This is a genomic window from Allostreptomyces psammosilenae (assembly GCF_013407765.1).
Lineage (GTDB): Bacteria > Actinomycetota > Actinomycetes > Streptomycetales > Streptomycetaceae > Allostreptomyces > Allostreptomyces psammosilenae.
Genome location: NZ_JACBZD010000001.1, coordinates 3,453,698 through 3,470,026, shown reverse-complemented (window position 1 = coordinate 3,470,026; position 16,329 = coordinate 3,453,698). Strand labels below are relative to the sequence as shown.

Genomic DNA, 16,329 nt, shown 5'->3' with positions numbered 1-16,329 from the left:
CGGCACGCTCCACCCACCCGGCACCCGTCCCCCGCACCCTCCAGCAGGGTGAAAGCCCTGGTGGCAGCGGGGGTGGTGTGGCGGAGGCGGCGACCGGTCGCCTGAACGCACAAAGGACCCGGGGACACCCCAGGCACAAGGTCAGAGCGTATCCGCCATGACCAGCCCAGTCAAAACGGTAAAGCGCCTGGGCATGGCGGGTGGGACACCCGTCAGTCGCCCAGTCGATCGAGGAGGTCCCGATGCCGCTCCGCATACCGCCGGGCCGCCTCGCGCACCTCCACGCGCTGCCCGTTCCGCGCCAGGTACTCGTCGAGGGCCTGCCGCACGAGCTGCTGAACGCTGGTCTCCTTCTCCTCCGCCAGCCGGCACAGGGCTTCACGGGTGGAGTCCGGCAGTTGGATCTTCATCAACATGCCGCAGTGTTACCACAACATCACCCAACGCCCGCGGGGCGGGCTCCCTGGTGGGAGTCCGCCCCGCGGGGTGGTGCGTGACCGGGTCAGCCGTTGTACGGACCGTAGTCGTAGTCCTCCAGCGGGACCGCCTGGCCGGAGCCGGCGCCGAAGGGCGAGTAGTCGATGTCCTCGTACCCGACGGTCGAGTACATCGCGGCCTTCGCCTCCTCGGTCGGCTCCACCCGGATGTTCCGGTAGCGGGACAGGCCCGTGCCGGCCGGGATGAGCTTACCGATGATCACGTTCTCCTTCAGGCCCAGCAGCGGGTCCGACTTGGCGTTCATCGCCGCGTCGGTGAGCACCCGCGTCGTCTCCTGGAAGGAGGCCGCCGACAGCCACGAGTCCGTGGCCAGCGACGCCTTGGTGATACCCATCAGCTGCGGACGACCGGAGGCGGGCGATCCGCCCTCGGCCACCACGCGGCGGTTCTCGCTCTCGAAGCGGCCCCGCTCGACCAGCTCGCCGGGCAGCAGCTCGGCGTCGCCCGACTCGATGATCGTCACCCGGCGGAGCATCTGCCGGATGATGATCTCGATGTGCTTGTCGTGGATCGACACGCCCTGCGAGGTGTACACCTTCTGCACCTCGCCGACCAGGTGGACCTGGACGGCGCGCTGGCCGAGGATGCGCAGCACGTCGTGCGGGTTGGTGGCACCGACGGTGAGCTTCTGGCCGACCTCGACGTGGTCGCCCTCGGTGACCAGCAGGCGGGCCCGCTTGGAGACGCCGTAGGCGACCTCCTCGGTCCCGTCGTCCGGCACCACGACGACCTTCTTGGTCTTCTCGGTCTCCTCGATGCGCACCCGGCCGGCCGCCTCGCTGATCGGGGCCACACCCTTGGGGGTGCGGGCCTCGAAGAGCTCGACGACACGCGGCAGCCCCTGGGTGATGTCGTCACCCGCCACACCACCGGTGTGGAAGGTCCGCATGGTCAGCTGGGTACCGGGCTCACCGATGGACTGGGCGGCGATGATGCCGACCGCCTCGCCGATGTCCACCAGCTTGCCGGTGGCCAGCGAACGGCCGTAGCACATCGCGCAGGTGCCGACGGCCGAGTCGCAGGTCAGCACGGAGCGGACCTTCACCTCGTCCACGCCGCCGCGGACCAGCTCGTCGATCAGCACGTCGCCCAGGTCGGTGCCGGCCGAGGCCAGCACCTTGCCGTCGACCACGACGTCCTCGGCGAGGCAGCGCGCGTACACGCTGGTCTCGACGTCGTCGGCCTTGCGCAGCACGCCGTCCGGACCGGTCTCGGCGATCTTCAGCTTCAGACCGCGCTCGGTGCCGCAGTCCTCCTCGCGGATGATCACGTCCTGCGAGACGTCCACCAGACGCCGGGTGAGGTAACCGGAGTCGGCGGTGCGCAGGGCGGTGTCCGCCAGGCCCTTGCGGGCACCGTGGGTCGAGATGAAGTACTCCACCACGGACAGGCCCTCGCGGAAGGACGCCTTGATCGGACGCGGGATGGTCTCGTTCTTGGCGTTGGACACCAGACCGCGCATACCGGCGATCTGGCGCATCTGCATCATGTTCCCTCGGGCACCCGAGTCGACCATCATGAAGATCGGGTTGGTCTTCGGGAAGTTGGCGCTCATCGCCTCGGCGACCTCGTTGGTCGCCTTGTTCCAGATGCCGATGGCTTCCTGCGTGCGCTCGTCCTTGGTGATCAGACCGCGCTCGTACTGCTTGTCGACCTTGGCGGCCTGGGCCTCGTAGCCCTCCAGGATCTGCTGCTTGGAGGGCGGCACCACGATGTCGGAGACCGCGATGGTGACACCGGAGCGGGTGGCCCAGTGGAAACCGGCCGCCTTCAGGTTGTCCAGCGTCGCCGCCACGGTGACCTTCGGGTACCGCTCGGCCAGGTCGTTGACGATCGCGGAGAGCTGCTTCTTGCCCACCACGTGGTCGACGAACGGGTAGTCCGCCGGCAGCAGCTCGTTGAAGAGCGCCCGGCCCAGGGTGGTGCGCAGGCGCACCGGGTCGCCCGGCTCCCAGTCCTCCGGCGCGGTCCAGCCGCGCGGCGGCACCAGGCCGGCCGGGAAGCGCAGGTCGATCTTGGCCTGGATGTCCAGCTCCCGCGCGTCGAAGGCCATCAGGGCCTCGGCGGTGGAGGTGAACGCCCGGCCCTCGCCGCGCATGTCCTCGCGCTCGGAGGTCAGGAAGAACAGGCCGAGGACCATGTCCTGGGTGGGCATGGTGACCGGCCGGCCGTCCGCCGGCTTGAGGATGTTGTTGCTGGACAGCATCAGGATCCGGGCCTCGGCCTGCGCCTCCGCGGACAGCGGCAGGTGCACGGCCATCTGGTCACCGTCGAAGTCCGCGTTGAACGCGGTGCAGACCAGCGGGTGGATCTGGATGGCCTTGCCCTCGACCAGCTGCGGCTCGAAGGCCTGGATGCCCAGACGGTGCAGGGTGGGCGCGCGGTTGAGCAGCACCGGGTGCTCGGCGATGACCTCTTCGAGGACGTCCCACACCACCGGGCGGGCGCGCTCGACCATGCGCTTGGCCGACTTGATGTTCTGCGCGTGGTTGAGGTCCACCAGGCGCTTCATCACGAACGGCTTGAACAGCTCCAGCGCCATGTCCTTGGGCAGGCCGCACTGGTGCAGCTTGAGCTGCGGGCCGACGACGATGACCGAACGCGCCGAGTAGTCGACGCGCTTGCCGAGCAGGTTCTGCCGGAAGCGGCCCTGCTTGCCCTTGAGCATGTCGCTGAGCGACTTCAGCGGACGGTTGCCCGGGCCGGTGACCGGACGGCCGCGGCGGCCGTTGTCGAACAGCGCGTCGACGGCCTCCTGCAGCATCCGCTTCTCGTTGTTCACGATGATCTCGGGCGCGCCGAGGTCGAGCAGACGCTTCAGCCGGTTGTTCCGGTTGATCACCCGGCGGTACAGGTCGTTCAGGTCGGAGGTCGCGAAGCGGCCACCGTCCAGCTGCACCATCGGACGCAGGTCCGGCGGGATCACCGGGACGCAGTCCAGCACCATGCCGTTCGGGCTGTTGGAGGTCTGCAGGAACGCGGAGACCACCTTGAGCCGCTTCAGGGCGCGGGTCTTCTTCTGGCCCTTGCCGGTGCGGATGACCTCGCGGAGCTTCTCGGCCTCCTCCTCCAGGTCGAAGGACTCCAGGCGCTTCTGCAGCGCCGCGGCGCCCATGCCGCCGGAGAAGTAGGTGCCGAAGCGGTCGCGCAGCTCGCGGTAGAGCAGCTCGTCGCCCTCGAGGTCCTGGACCTTGAGGTTCTTGAACCGGGCCCAGACCTCGTCCAGGCGGTCCAGCTCCCGCTGGGCGCGGTCGCGGAGCTGCTTCATCTCGCGCTCGGCGCCCTCGCGCACCTTGCGGCGCTGGTCCGCCTTGGCGCCCTCGGCCTCCAGCTCGGCCAGGTCGGACTCCAGCTTCTTCTGCCGGGCCTCCAGGTCGGCGTCGCGGCGCTGCTCGATCTGCTGCCGCTCCACGGAGACGTTGGCCTCCAGGGACGGCAGGTCGCGCTGGCGGCGCTCGTCGTCCACCCAGGTGATCATGTAGGCGGCGAAGTAGATGACCTTCTCCAGGTCCTTCGGCGCCAGGTCCAGCAGGTAGCCGAGGCGGCTCGGCACGCCCTTGAAGTACCAGATGTGGGTGACCGGGGCGGCCAGCTCGATGTGGCCCATCCGCTCGCGGCGCACCTTGGCGCGGGTCACCTCGACGCCGCAGCGCTCACAGATGATGCCCTTGAAGCGGACGCGCTTGTACTTGCCGCAGTAGCACTCCCAGTCCCGGGTGGGGCCGAAGATCTTCTCGCAGAAGAGGCCGTCCTTCTCGGGCTTCAGGGTGCGGTAGTTGATGGTCTCGGGCTTCTTGACCTCGCCGTGCGACCACTGCCGGATGTTCTCGGCGGTCGCCAGGCCGATTCGCAGCTCGTCGAAGAAGTTGACGTCGAGCACTTGTCGTCAATCCCTCTTTCAGGGTTTCCATCCCGCCCGGGTGTCGGGAGCCCGGTTGGGAAGTGTCCTCATGGTCCGAACGGGTCCGGGGAGGGCGGGGGAGCGGCGGATGTGCCGCTCCCCCGCCGACCCGTCAGACCTCTTCGACGCTGCTCGGCTCGCGCCGGGACAGGTCGATACCCAGTTCCTCCGCAGCGCGGAAGACGTCCTCGTCGGTGTCGCGCATCTCGATCGACATACCGTCGCTGGACAGCACCTCCACGTTGAGGCAGAGCGACTGCATCTCCTTGATGAGCACCTTGAAGGACTCGGGGATGCCGGGCTCGGGGATGTTCTCGCCCTTGACGATCGCCTCGTAGACCTTCACGCGGCCGAGCACGTCGTCGGACTTGATGGTGAGCAGCTCCTGCAGCGCGTAGGCGGCGCCGTACGCCTCCAGGGCCCACACCTCCATCTCGCCGAAGCGCTGGCCACCGAACTGCGCCTTACCACCCAGCGGCTGCTGCGTGATCATCGAGTACGGGCCGGTCGAGCGGGCGTGCAGCTTGTCGTCCACCAGGTGGTGGAGCTTGAGGATGTACATGTAGCCGACCGAGATCGGCTCGGGGAACGGCTCGCCGGAGCGGCCGTCGAACAGCCGGGCCTTGCCGGACGGCTGCACCATCCGGTCGCCGTCGCGGTTGGGGATGGTCGAGCCGAGCAGACCGGACAGCTCGTCCTCCCGGGCACCGTCGAACACCGGGGTGGCGACGTTGGTGTCGGGCTCGACGTGGTCGGCGCCGATGGCGCGCAGCCGCCGCTTCCACTCCGCGTCGTCGCCCTCGACCTTCCAGCCGGCCTTGGCCAGCCAGCCGAGGTGCGTCTCCATGACCTGGCCGGGGTTCATCCGGGAGGGGACACCGAGCGGGTTGAGCACGATGTCGACCGGGGTGCCGTCCTCCATGAATGGCATGTCCTCGACCGGGAGGATCTTGGAGATGACGCCCTTGTTGCCGTGGCGGCCGGCGAGCTTGTCACCGTCGGTGATCTTGCGCTTCTGCGCGACGTAGACGCGCACGAGCTGGTTCACGCCCGGGGGCAGCTCGTCGCCCTCGTCGCGGTCGAAGACGCGCACGCCGATGACCTTGCCGCGCTCGCCGTGCGGCACCTTCAGGGAGGTGTCGCGGACCTCGCGGGCCTTCTCGCCGAAGATCGCGCGGAGCAGGCGCTCCTCCGGGGTCAGCTCGGTCTCGCCCTTGGGCGTGACCTTGCCGACCAGGATGTCGCCGGGGACGACGTCGGCGCCGATCCGGATGATGCCGCGCTCGTCGAGGTCGGCGAGGACCTCCTCGGAGACGTTCGGGATGTCCCGGGTGATCTCCTCCGGGCCCAGCTTGGTGTCGCGGGCGTCGACCTCGTGCTCCTCGATGTGGATCGAGGAGAGCACGTCGTCCTGGACGAGGCGCTGGCTGAGGATGATGGCGTCCTCGTAGTTGTGGCCCTCCCACGGCATGAACGCCACCAGGAGGTTCTTGCCGAGCGCCATCTCGCCGTCCTCGGTGCACGGCCCGTCGGCGAGCACCTGGCCGGCCTCCACCCGCACGCCCTCGTCCACCAGGACCTTCTGGTTGAAGGCGGTGCCCTGGTTGGAGCGCTGGAACTTCGCGGCGCGGTAGGTGGTGTACGTGCCGTCGTCGTTGGCGACCGTGACGTAGTCGGCGGAGACCTCCTGGACCACGCCCGGCTTCTCGGCGGTGATCACGTCACCGGCGTCGACCGCGGCGCGGTACTCCATGCCGGTGCCGACCAGCGGGGACTCCGCCTTCAGCAGCGGCACGGCCTGGCGCATCATGTTCGCGCCCATCAGGGCGCGGTTGGCGTCGTCGTGCTCCAGGAACGGGATCATGGCGGTCGCGACCGACACCATCTGGCGCGGCGAGACGTCCATGTAGTCGACCTCGCCGCCCGGGACCAGCTCGATCTCGCCGCCGCGGCGGCGGACCAGCACGCGGTCCTCGGCGAAGTGGTTGTCGCCGGTCAGCGGGGCGTTCGCCTGGGCGATGACGTAGCGGTCCTCCTCGTCGGCGGTCAGGTAGTGGACGTCGTCCGTGACCCGGCCGTCGACGACCTTGCGGTAGGGCGTCTCGACGAAGCCGAAGGCGTTGACCCGGCCGTAGGAGGCCAGCGAACCGATCAGACCGATGTTCGGGCCTTCCGGGGTCTCGATCGGGCACATCCGGCCGTAGTGGGACGGGTGCACGTCACGGACCTCGAAGCCGGCCCGCTCACGGGAGAGACCACCCGGACCGAGCGCCGACAGGCGGCGCTTGTGGGTCAGGCCCGAGATCGGGTTGGTCTGGTCCATGAACTGGGACAGCTGGCTGGTGCCGAAGAACTCCTTGATGGAGGCGACGACCGGCCGGATGTTGATCAGGGTCTGCGGCGTGATCGCCTCGACGTCCTGGGTGGTCATCCGCTCGCGGACGACGCGCTCCATCCGGGCCAGACCGGTGCGGACCTGGTTCTGGATGAGCTCGCCGACGTTGCGCAGGCGACGGTTGCCGAAGTGGTCGATGTCGTCCACCTCGACCACGATCGTGCGGCCGTTCTCGCCGACCATCTCCTCCTCGCCGGCGTGCAGCTTGACGAGGTACTTGATGGTGGCGATGACGTCCTCGACGGTCAGCACGCCGGCGTCCAGCGGCTGGTCGATGCCCAGCTTGCGGTTGACCTTGTAGCGGCCGACCTTGGCCAGGTCGTAGCGCTTGGGGTTGAAGTAGAGGTTCTCCAGCAGCGTCTGGGCGGCCTCGCGCGTCGGCGGCTCACCCGGGCGCAGCTTGCGGTAGATGTCCAGCAGCGCGTCGTCCTGCCCCTGGGTGTGGTCCTTCTCCAGGGTGGTGCGCATCGACTCGTACTCGCCGAACTCCTCCAGGATCTGCTCGGAGGTCCAGCCCAGCGCCTTGAGCAGCACGGTGACCGACTGCTTGCGCTTGCGGTCGATGCGGACACCGACGGTGTCGCGCTTGTCGATCTCCAGCTCCAGCCAGGCGCCCCGGGAGGGGATCACCTTGGCGCTGAAGACGTCCTTGTCGGAGGTCTTGTCGACCGAGGAGTCGAAGTAGACGCCCGGCGAGCGCACCAGCTGCGAGACGACGACACGCTCGGTGCCGTTGATGATGAAGGTGCCCTTGTTGGTCATGAGCGGGAAGTCGCCCATGAAGACCGTCTGGGACTTGATCTCACCGGTCTCGTTGTTGGTGAACTCGGCGGTGACGAAGAGCGGTGCGGCGTAGGTGAAGTCGCGCTCCTTGCACTCGTCGATGGAGTTCTTCGGAGGCTCGAAGCGGTGGTCGCGGAAAGTCAGCGACATCGAGCCGGAGAAGTCCTCGATCGGGGAGATCTCCTCGAAGATCTCCTCCAGCCCGGACTTCTCGGGCACGCTCTGACCCGACTCGATCGCGGCCTCGACGCGAGCCTTCCACGCCGCGTTCCCGAGCAGCCAGTCGAAGCTCTCGGTCTGCAGGGCGAGGAGGTTCGGGACCTCGAGGGGCTCGCGGATCTTCGCGAAGGAGATGCGGAGCGGTGCGTGGGCGGGGTTGTTCGAGGCGTTGCGCGAGGCGGCCAAGAGGGGGTCCTTCCGAGGGCTCGGACTCACTACGCGCATACCAGCCCTCAGCGCGGCAGCGAAACCCCAGGTGGGGGCCCGCATGGCGGAGGACATGCCCCGGGCGACGGGTCACGGAGCAGGTAACAGGCAGCGCAAAGGGACAGTGTAGCCACTAGGCACACTGCTGTCCAGCTCCTGTCTGCGCCCTGATCGATACCCCCTCGGGTGGGTGATCGAACCGTCTTCGTACTGCCCGTCGTCGGACGGCCCTTCCACCTGCCCTCGAGCCGCCTCGCCCGGGGTGTGCCGTGCCGTCCTGGAACCACTATCCCCGGAATCGGGCCGTTCCATTCCTCGGAGCTGCACCCGGACCGCGGCTGCCCTGAGAATCGCGCGGGCGACGCGTTCTCGTCAAGGGCCCCGGGTTGCGGCCGTTTTCACAGCCCGTCACGACCCGGCCGGCGCGCCGCCGGAAGGCGGGCCCGGGCGGCGCTGCCACCGGACGCCGCGACGGCGCCGGGGCGCCCGAGCCGCCGCCCCACCCCCTGCCGGGGCTCGCTGTGGGCACCACCCTACCCGGGCCGACCGACAGCCCGAGGATCACGCGTGCCCCCTCCCCCGGGCGGGGCCGGGGGCCGGCGCGGGGCCGCGACCGGGGCGGGGCCGGGGCGGGGCCGGGGCGGGGCCGGGGCGGGGGCCGGACGGCCGGGGCGCCGGAAAACGGCGGAGCCGGGGGCGGCCACCACTGGGATGGCCGCCCCCGGCTCCGGACACCGCGTGAGGGCGGTGGAGAACGCCCGAGGAGGGGCGTCAGCGAAGCGCTGGGGTCACTTGACGGTGACGGTGGCGCCAGCCTTCTCCAGGGCCTCCTTGGCCTTGTCCGCGGCCTCCTTGTTGACCTTCTCCAGCAGCGGCTTCGGGGCGCCGTCCACCAGGTCCTTGGCCTCCTTCAGACCGAGGGAGGTCAGGGCGCGGACCTCCTTGATGACCTGGATCTTCTTGTCGCCGGCCGACTCGAGGATGACGTCGAACTCGTCCTGCTCCTCGACCTCGGCGGCAGCGGCACCCGGGGCACCCGGGGCGGCGGCGACCACGGCGGCCGGAGCGGCGGCCTTGACGTCGAACTTCTCCTCGAAGGCCTTCACGAACTCGGAAAGCTGGATGAGGGTGAGGTTCTCGAACTGCTCGAGGAGCTCCTCGACGGTGAGCTGCGCCATGATGGCGTCCTTCCTGATCAATCGGCTGGTGCCGGGTGGTGTGGTGGGGCGGGCTTAACGACGCCCGCGTGGCCGTTCGGCGGCGTGGAGCACCGGGCTGACGCCCGGAGGATCACTCCGCCTCGGTGGCCTCGGCGGGAGCCGGGGTGCCGGCACCGCCCTCCTCGCCCTCGCGCTTCTCGCGGAGCGCGTCCGCGGTGCGCACGAACTGCGACAGCGGGGCCTGGAACAGAGCGGCGGCCTTGGCCAGCGTGCCCTGCACGGCGCCCGCCACCTTGGCGAGCAGAACCTCACGGGACTCGAGGTCCGCGAGCTTGTTGATGTCCTCGGCGGACAGCGCGGCGCCGTCCAGGACACCGCCCTTGATGACGAGGGCGGGGTGGTCCTTGGCGAAGTTGCGCAGGCCCTTCGCCGCCTCCACCGGGTCACCGGTGACGAAGGCGACGGCCGACGGGCCCTGGAGGAGCTCGTCGAACTGGGTGATGCCGGCCTGGTTGGCGGCGATCTTGGTCAGCGTGTTCTTCACCACGGCGTACTGCGCGTTCTCACCGAGCGAGCGGCGCAGCTCCTTGAGCTGGGCCACGGTGAGACCGCGGTACTCGGTCAGCACGGCCGCGTTGGAGCTGCGGAACTTGTCCGTGAGCTCCGCGACCGCGGCAGTCTTGTCAGACGTTGCCATGAGCCTCACGCCTCCTTCCGGGTGATGGTGACTCGCCGGCCCGGTTCGGGGCCGGCCGTGTGCCGGGTGCGCTCGCCGGTCGGCCGGGGCACGGAAGGAGACAGCAAAAACGCCCCGGCGCAGGCGCACGGGGCGTACCTCTCCACACGCGGCCCTTGCTGGGCAAGGGCACGGGGAGGAACTTCCACTACACCTGCGCAGGCCGTCCGTGCTCCACGGATCCTTCGGCGACTGCGCACCGACCCATCAGGGGGCGCGCAGCAACGACCAGCGGTCTTTGGCTCCGGTCAGACTAGCAAGCGAGCGGGAGGAGGGCCAAATCGACGGACCGCACACCGGCCACGGTCGCGAGGGCCGTCCGCCGGGGCCCCGGGCGGCCGGGAACGCGCTGAGGGGGCGCGCGCACTCGGCAGAGTACGCGCGCCCCCTCACCGGAGCGGGACGGGTCAGACCGCCAGCGGGTCTTCCTCGGCCAGCAGGTTGCGGGTGCGGTTGGGGTCGACCGGGATGCCCGGGCCCATCGTGGTGGTGAAGGTCACCTTCTTGATGTAGCGGCCCTTGGCGGCGGACGGCTTGGCGCGCAGGATCTCCTCCAGCGCGGCGCCGTAGTTCTCCACCAGCTTCTCGACGTCGAAGGACGCCTTGCCGATGATGAAGTGCAGGTTCGAGTGCCGGTCGACCCGGAACTCGATCTTGCCGCCCTTGATCTCGGTGACGGCCTTGGCCACGTCCGGGGTGACCGTGCCGGTCTTCGGGTTCGGCATCAGGCCACGGGGACCGAGCACGCGGCCGAGGCGGCCGACCTTGCCCATCAGGTCCGGGGTGGCGACGACGGCGTCGAAGTCCAGACGGCCCTTGCTGACCTCGTCGATCAGCTCGTCGGCGCCGACGATGTCGGCGCCGGCAGCACGCGCGGCCTCCGCGCGGTCACCGGTCGCGAAGACCAGGACCCGGGCGGTCTTGCCGGTGCCGTGCGGAAGGCTCACGGTGCTGCGGACCATCTGGTCGGCCTTGCGCGGGTCGACGCCCAGACGCATGGCCACCTCGACGGTGGCGTCGAACTTGGCCTTGCTCGTCTCCTTGGCGAGACGCGCGGCCTCGAGCGGGCCGTACAGCCGCTCGCGGTCGACCTGGGCGGCCGCCTCGCGGTAGGTCTTGCTGCGCTTCACTTGCTGCTCCTGAGGATGGTTGTGGAGTCGTGGTGGCACGGGCCAGCGCGTGGCCCTTCCACTTCAGCCCGTCGTCGCCGTGTGCCGCGGCGGGGCGACGGGCCTGCCCGGGGGCGTCAGCCCTCGACGGTCACGCCCATCGACCGGGCGGTGCCGGCGATGATCTTCTCGGCCTGGTCCAGGTCGTTGGCGTTCAGGTCGGGCATCTTGGTGGTGGCGATCTCGCGGACCTGCTCGCGGGTGATCTTCGCGACCTTGGTCTTGTGCGGCTCGCCGGAGCCCTTCTCCACGCCCGCGGCCTTGAGGATCAGCTTGGCGGCCGGCGGGGTCTTGGTGACGAAGGTGAAGGAACGGTCCTCGTAGACCGTGATCTCCACCGGGACCACCATGCCGCGCTGCGACTCGGTGGCGGCGTTGTACGCCTTGCAGAACTCCATGATGTTCACGCCGTGCTGACCCAGCGCGGGGCCGACCGGCGGGGCCGGGTTCGCGGCACCGGCCTGGATCTGGAGCTTGATGAGCCCCGTGACCTTCTTCTTCTTGGGAGGCATGTCTCTCCGGGTCCTTCTTGTGAGGAAGATGCCCGTGCCGTTGGACTCGGCCCGGGCACACAGCCGACCACGATAACGCGTGGGCGTCCGTGGCCGAAAACCGAGCAGGTCGGGCGGGTCCGCCGGGGCCTTCGCCCCGGTCGGTCCACCCGACCCGTCCGGTAGGTCGTGAGGTGTCGCGACGCCTCGGTCAGTTCTTGGTGATCTGGTCGAAGGAGAGCTCCACCGGGGTCTCCCGGCCGAAGATCTCCACCAGGCCCTTGATCTTCTTGGCGTCGGCGTGGATCTCGTTGATGGTGGCCTGCATGGTGGCGAAGGGGCCGTCGATGACGGTGACCGAGTCGCCGACCTCGAAGTCGAGGACCTGGACCTCCACCTGGCGGCCGGCGGGCGCGGCCTCGCCGGCGGCGGCCGCGGCGGCCTCCTCGACCTCGGGCGCCAGCATCTTGACGACCTCGTCGAGGGTCAGCGGGTACGGGTCGTAGGCGTTGCCGACGAAGCCGGTGACGCCGGGGGTGTTGCGGACCACACCCCAGGACTCGTTGGTCAGCTCCATGCGGACCAGCACGTAGCTGGGCAGCTTGTTCTGCTTGACCCGCTTGCGCTCGCTGTTCTTGATCTGGACGACCTCTTCCTGCGGCACCTCGGCCTGGAAGATGTAGTCCTCCATGTTCAGCGAGACCGCGCGGGTCTCCAGGTTGGACTTCACGCGGTTCTCGTAGCCCGCGTAGGTGTGGATCACGTACCACTCGCCGGGCAGACGGCGCAGCTCCTCGCGGAACTCGGTGAGCGGGTCGCTCTTGGGCTGCTCGGGCGCGGCCGGCTGCTCCTCGCCGGGCTCGGCGTCCTCGGCGGCCTGCTCGGGCTCCAGCTCGGCCCCGGACGTGCCGGCCCCCTCGTCAGCGGCTGCGGCCTCGACCGGAGCGGCGTCCGCGGCCTGCTCCGACTGCTCCGACACGGCGTCCGTCTCCTCGACGGGCTGGTCGGCGTCGTACAGGTTGGGGTCTGACACGGTGGCTGCTTCTTCCTGGATGGGACGTGGAACGAGGTGTGGCGAGCGGCACCGCGCCGGTCTGTGGTCTGGCTGTGACAGCGGGGAGCGGTGCTCAGCCGAAGATGGCGAAGACGCCCCTGCTGAAGACCCAGTCCAGGACGGACACGATGGCCAGGACGATGAGGACGAAGACGATGACCACCGTCGTGTACGTCACCAGCTGGTTGCGGGTCGGCCAGACGACCTTCCGCAACTCCGCGACGATCTGACGCAGGAAAAGACGAAGGCGCGCGAACAGGCCAGGCCGGCGCTCGCGCTGCCTCTTCTTCTCCGGCTCCCGCTCAGGGGTAGCGGTGGAGCCCATCGTCTCCGTCACTGTCCTCACCCGTGTGTCTATGTGCCGGCCTGCCTCATGGGACACACCCGGTCCGGATGCGTATAGCAGGGCAAGAGGGACTCGAACCCCCAACCGCTGGTTTTGGAGACCAGTGCTCTACCAATTGAGCTATTGCCCTTTGTAGCGCTCCCCAACCTACCGCATGCGCCGCTCCGGGCGAAGGAGCGGGACGCGAGCAGATCACTACGGGGTGCCGACGAGCGTTGAGTGTACGTGCTCCGGGCCGCCGCGGTCGAACCCGTTCTTCGCGAACGGCCGGGGACGGCCCGCCAAACAGGGGGAAACGGGCACGGAAAGGGCACGCGGAGGGGCGGGAGAGGGCTCGGCCCGGGCGTTCAGGTCCGGTTTCCGGGCCGTGGGGGACGACACGGGCAGCCGTGGGGGACGACACGGGCACGTGGTGGCGCGGGGGCCGGGCGGCGCGATGTGTCGGGCGATGTCCCGTCTGGAACGATTGGTCCCATGACCGCAGCTTCATCGCAGCCCCAGTCCAGCCCGGCCTCGCCCCGCCGCGTCTCGGCCCGCGTCGGCGCCATCGCGGAGTCCGCCACCCTCGCCGTGGACGCCAAGGCCAAGGCGCTCAAGGCGGCCGGCCGCCCGGTGATCGGCTTCGGCGCCGGCGAGCCCGACTTCCCCACGCCCGACTACATCGTCGCCGCGGCCGTGGAGGCGTGCGCCAACCCGCGCTTCCACCGCTACACCCCGGCCGGCGGCCTGCCCGAGCTCCGGGAGGCGATCGCGGCGAAGACCCTGCGGGACTCCGGCTACCGGGTGGAGCCCGCGCAGGTGCTGGTGACCAACGGCGGCAAGCAGGCCATCTACGAGGCGTTCGCCACCCTGCTGGACCCGGGCGACGAGGTCATCGTGCCCGCGCCGTACTGGACCACCTACCCGGAGTCGATCCGGCTGGCCGGCGGCGTGCCGGTGGAGGTGGTGGCCGACGAGTCCACCGGTTACCGGGTGAGCGTGGAGCAGCTGGAGGCGGCCCGCACCGAGCGCACCAAGGTGCTGCTGTTCGTCTCCCCGTCCAACCCGACCGGCGCCGTGTACCCGCGCGAGCAGGTCGAGGCGATCGGCCGCTGGGCCGCCGAGCACGGGCTGTGGGTGCTCACCGACGAGATCTACGAGCACCTGGTGTACGGCGAGGCCCGGTTCACCTCGCTGCCCGTGGTGGTGCCCGAGCTGGCGGACCGCTGCGTGGTGGTCAACGGCGTGGCGAAGACGTACGCGATGACCGGCTGGCGGGTCGGCTGGCTGATCGGCCCGAAGGACGTGGTGAAGGCCGCCGCGAACCTCCAGTCGCACGCCACCTCGAACGTGAGCAACGTGGCGCAGGCGGCGGCCCTGGCGGCGGTCTCCGGCGACCTGGCGGCGGTGGCCGAGATGCGGACCGCCTTCGACCGGCGGCGGCGGACGATCGTGCGGATGCTGAACGAGATCCCCGGGGTGGAGTGCCCGGAGCCGGAGGGCGCGTTCTACGCGTACCCGTCGGTGAAGGCGCTGCTGGGCAAGGAGATCCGCGGCCGGCGCCCGGCCACCACCACGGAGCTGGCCGAGCTGATCCTGGAGGAGGCGGAGGTCGCGGTCGTGCCGGGTGAGGCGTTCGGCACCCCGGGCTACCTGCGGCTTTCCTACGCGCTGGGCGACGACGACCTGGTGGAGGGCGTCTCCCGGCTGCAGAAGCTGCTGGCCGAGGCGCGGTAGCGCTGGAGCGCGGGCCCCAAAAGCCCTCCAACCCCCCCTTGGGGGGCTTTTGGACCCCCTTCTTCAGGATCCCATCTCGGGGTGACGGGGCGCAGCCTCCCTTTCGCTGCCTGTGGACAACTCGGGTCACGTCCATGACATGACGGGGAGTGGGCCTGCATGACATGACGGGTGTGGGCCCTGCCCCCGGGTCGCGTGCGACCGCCCCCGCGTCATGTGAGCGCCTGCCTCCACGTCACGGCGCGCTTGCCCGCGCGTCACGTGTGGGGCCTGCTCCCGCGTCGGGATGCCGGCGTCGCGCTGCCGGTAGGGAGCGAATGCGTTCCCCGGCGGGCGCGACACGAAACGGGGATTCTTGGCCGTTTTCTCCCACCAAACGGGTGTCATGCCCCACCATCTGGGGATGGAGCGTGTTCCCGAGACGGTGAGCGGGCCGCGAGACGTCCGCGCCCTCCCCAAGGCCCATCTGCACCTGCACTTCACCGGCGCGATGCGCCCCGCCACCCTGCGCGAGCTGGCCGACAAGCACGGCGTACGGCTGCCGGACGCCCTCGCCGCGGCCGGCGCGTCCGGCGGCCCCGGGAGCCCCGACGGCTCCGCCGGCGCCCTCCGGGCGGACGGCCGGGACGGCCCCGTCCGGATGCGCGCCACCGACGCCCGCGGCTGGTTCCGGTTCCAGCGGCTCTACGACATCGCCCGGTCGGTGCTGCGCGACGAGGACGACTTCCGGCGGCTGATCCTGGAGATCGCCGAGGACGAGCGGCGGGACGGCTCGCGCTGGCTGGAGATCCAGGTGGACCCCACCTCGTACGCGCCACGGCTGGGCGGGCTGGTGCCGGTGGTGGAGCTCGTACTGGACGCCGCCCGGGACGCCAGCGCCCGAACCGGCGTGGGCATCGCCCTCCTGATCGCCGCCAACCGCACCCGCCACCCGCTGGACGCCCGCACCCTGGCACGGCTCGCCGCCCGCTACGCCGGGCGCGGGGTGGTCGGTTTCGGCCTCTCCAACGACGAGCGGCGCGGGCTGGCCCGGGACTTCGACCGGGCCTTCGCCATCGCCCGCGGCGCCGGACTGCTGTCCTGCCCGCACGGCGGGGAGCTGGCCGGCCCGGAGAGCGTGCGCGCCTGCCTGCGCGACCTGCGCGCCGACCGGATCGGGCACGGCGTGCGGGTGGCGGAGGACGAGGCGCTGATGGCCGAACTGGCCGATCGGCAGGTGGTGTGCGAGGTGTGTCCGGCGTCGAACGTGGCGCTGGGGGTGTACGAGGAACCGGAGCAGGTGCCGCTGCGGCGGCTGTTCGAGGCCGGGGTGCCGGTGGCGCTGGGGGCCGACGACCCGCTGCTGTTCGGCTCGCGGCTGGCCGACCAGTACGCCCTGGCCCGCCGGGTGCACGGTTTCGACGACGCCGAACTGGCGGAGCTGGCCCGGCAGTCGCTGCGCGGCTCGACCGCTCCGGAGGACGTGCGCAAGGCGCTGCTGGCCGATGTCGACGCCTGGCTGGCCGGGGGCGCGGTGGCCGGGGACCGCGCGCCGCGGATCGGCGCCCAGCGCACCGACGGGCAGCGCCCCCGCGCCCAGCGCGCCGACGGGCAGGAGGCCCTCACCGCCGGGGCCGCCGGGCACCGGGACGGCCCGCCGGCCTGAGCCGCCGCC

The 16,329-nt window shown here is 70.4% G+C and carries 11 protein-coding genes and 1 tRNA gene; 2 read left to right on the top strand and 10 right to left on the bottom strand.

What is annotated here, in order from left to right; all coding sequences use genetic code 11:
• Positions 1-212: 212 nt before the first annotated feature.
• The 10 genes from FHU37_RS14285 to FHU37_RS14240 form a co-directional block, all read right to left on the bottom strand.
• Positions 213-416: a ribbon-helix-helix protein, CopG family gene (locus FHU37_RS14285; protein ID WP_179814552.1), complete on the bottom strand. Its 204-nt coding sequence runs from the start codon at positions 414-416 to the stop codon at positions 213-215.
• 86 nt (positions 417-502) lie between these two features.
• Positions 503-4,378: a DNA-directed RNA polymerase subunit beta' gene (locus FHU37_RS14280; protein WP_179814551.1), complete on the bottom strand. Its 3,876-nt coding sequence runs from the start codon at positions 4,376-4,378 to the stop codon at positions 503-505.
• A gap of 133 nt (positions 4,379-4,511) precedes the next feature.
• Positions 4,512-7,982, bottom strand: coding sequence for a DNA-directed RNA polymerase subunit beta (rpoB, locus tag FHU37_RS14275; protein WP_179814550.1), 3,471 nt, complete (start codon positions 7,980-7,982; stop codon positions 4,512-4,514).
• A gap of 809 nt (positions 7,983-8,791) precedes the next feature.
• A complete protein-coding gene (gene rplL / locus FHU37_RS14270) occupies positions 8,792-9,181 on the bottom strand; it encodes a 50S ribosomal protein L7/L12 (protein ID WP_179814549.1) in 390 nt (129 codons plus the stop codon).
• A gap of 112 nt (positions 9,182-9,293) precedes the next feature.
• Positions 9,294-9,860, bottom strand: coding sequence for a 50S ribosomal protein L10 (gene rplJ / locus FHU37_RS14265; protein ID WP_179814548.1), 567 nt, complete (start codon positions 9,858-9,860; stop codon positions 9,294-9,296).
• A gap of 446 nt (positions 9,861-10,306) precedes the next feature.
• A complete protein-coding gene (gene rplA / locus FHU37_RS14260; protein WP_179814547.1) occupies positions 10,307-11,029 on the bottom strand; it encodes a 50S ribosomal protein L1 in 723 nt (240 codons plus the stop codon).
• Between the two features lie 116 nt (positions 11,030-11,145).
• A complete protein-coding gene (rplK, locus tag FHU37_RS14255) occupies positions 11,146-11,580 on the bottom strand; it encodes a 50S ribosomal protein L11 (protein WP_179814546.1) in 435 nt (144 codons plus the stop codon).
• Between the two features lie 190 nt (positions 11,581-11,770).
• Complete coding sequence (nusG, locus tag FHU37_RS14250) at positions 11,771-12,592, bottom strand: transcription termination/antitermination protein NusG (RefSeq protein WP_179814545.1); 822 nt, start codon at positions 12,590-12,592, stop codon at positions 11,771-11,773.
• A 94-nt stretch (positions 12,593-12,686) separates the two neighbouring features.
• Positions 12,687-12,950 carry a preprotein translocase subunit SecE gene (secE, locus tag FHU37_RS14245; RefSeq protein WP_312892769.1) on the bottom strand — a complete coding sequence of 88 codons (264 nt, stop codon included), beginning with the start codon at positions 12,948-12,950 and terminating at the stop codon, positions 12,687-12,689.
• 66 nt (positions 12,951-13,016) lie between these two features.
• Positions 13,017-13,089: transfer RNA gene (locus tag FHU37_RS14240), tRNA-Trp, on the bottom strand.
• Between the two features lie 344 nt (positions 13,090-13,433).
• Here FHU37_RS14240 and FHU37_RS14235 point away from each other — a divergent pair.
• Both FHU37_RS14235 and FHU37_RS14230 read left to right on the top strand, forming a co-directional pair.
• A complete protein-coding gene (locus FHU37_RS14235; RefSeq protein ID WP_179814544.1) occupies positions 13,434-14,675 on the top strand; it encodes a pyridoxal phosphate-dependent aminotransferase in 1,242 nt (413 codons plus the stop codon).
• Positions 14,676-15,078: 403 nt separating this feature from the next.
• Entirely contained in the window at positions 15,079-16,320 is a 1,242-nt protein-coding gene (locus FHU37_RS14230; protein WP_179814543.1) for an adenosine deaminase, read from the top strand.
• Positions 16,321-16,329 lie beyond the last annotated feature (9 nt).